The organism is Pseudoflavonifractor sp. 60 (assembly GCF_009911645.1).
Classification (GTDB): domain Bacteria; phylum Bacillota; class Clostridia; order Oscillospirales; family Oscillospiraceae; genus Lawsonibacter.
Map to the genome: position 1 here is coordinate 1 of NZ_QWKI01000283.1, position 922 is coordinate 922.

General features: G+C 66.2%; 1 protein-coding gene and 1 pseudogene. Both read left to right on the forward strand.

All coding sequences use genetic code 11. The features are described 5' to 3' along the window. A pseudogene (locus D1646_RS21585) lies at positions 1 to 405 on the forward strand (hypothetical protein); the annotation flags it as partial. Between the two features lie 5 nt (positions 406 to 410). Continuing rightward, complete coding sequence (locus tag D1646_RS21590; protein ID WP_160638414.1) at positions 411 to 767, forward strand: hypothetical protein; 357 nt, start codon at positions 411 to 413, stop codon at positions 765 to 767. Positions 768 to 922: the final 155 nt, after the last annotated feature.

Here is a 922-nt window from a genome sequence, read left to right on the forward strand (position 1 = left end):
GGCCGGTATCTCTACATCACCCCCACTCTGCTGGGGATGGTCCAGGATTTGGACACCACCAAGAGCCGGGAGGTGCTGAGCAACTTCGCCAAGCTGGTGAAGGTGCCCCAGACCCGGTTCTACACCGCCATCCAGCAGCGCTCCGGCAAGCTCACCGGCTCCGGGGAGAACACGGCGGACGAGACCGCCGGCGGCTACGTGAAGGCGGCGGAGGCCAAGGAGATCAACTTCCTTATCATCCACAAGCCCGCCGTCATCCAGTTCCCCAAGCACGTGGCCCCCAAGATCATCGCCCCGGAGCAGAATCAGACTGCCGACGCCTACAAGTTCGGCTACCGGAACGTGGGCATTGCCGACGTGTACCAGAACAAGCTGGCGGGCATCTACCTCCACCACAAGCCCTGAGCCCTATGACCAGCTACGACTTCTACGTGAGCAACTACCACGGCGGGGCTGTCCCGGAGGCGGAGTGGCCCATCTGGGCGGCCCGGGCCCGGGACCAGCTGCGGCGGTACCGGCGGATGTACCAGGTGCGCACCCCCCGGCCCAGGGCGGCGGATATGGCGGTGTGCGCGATGGCGGAGGCCCTATACTCCTTCCAGCTGCTGCTCAGCGGCGAGGCGGGCCCGGTGCAGTCGGCCTCCATCGGCAGCGTGTCGGTGAGCTATGGCAGCGCCCAGGGCCTGGATTTGAGCCCCGGAGGGCAGGAACGGGAGCTGTACCGCTGCGCCGCCCGGTACCTGGATATCTACAGGGGGTGCGGCTGATGGTCCCCCTCAAGCGCCGGGACGGCCCCCTGGACTACCGGCTGTGCAATCAGACCGTAACCCTCTACCACTGGGACGGTCAGGACACCGTGACCCGGAGGGTCATCGAGAAGGGGGCCTTCCTGGACTTCAAGAAGGTGCAGGACGTGTCCAAG

Bases quoted from the DNA above. Each gene is read 5' to 3' on its own strand.
- D1646_RS21590 (WP_160638414.1), top strand. From the start codon at position 411: ATGACCAGCTACGACTTCTACGTGAGCAACTACCACGGCGGGGCTGTC.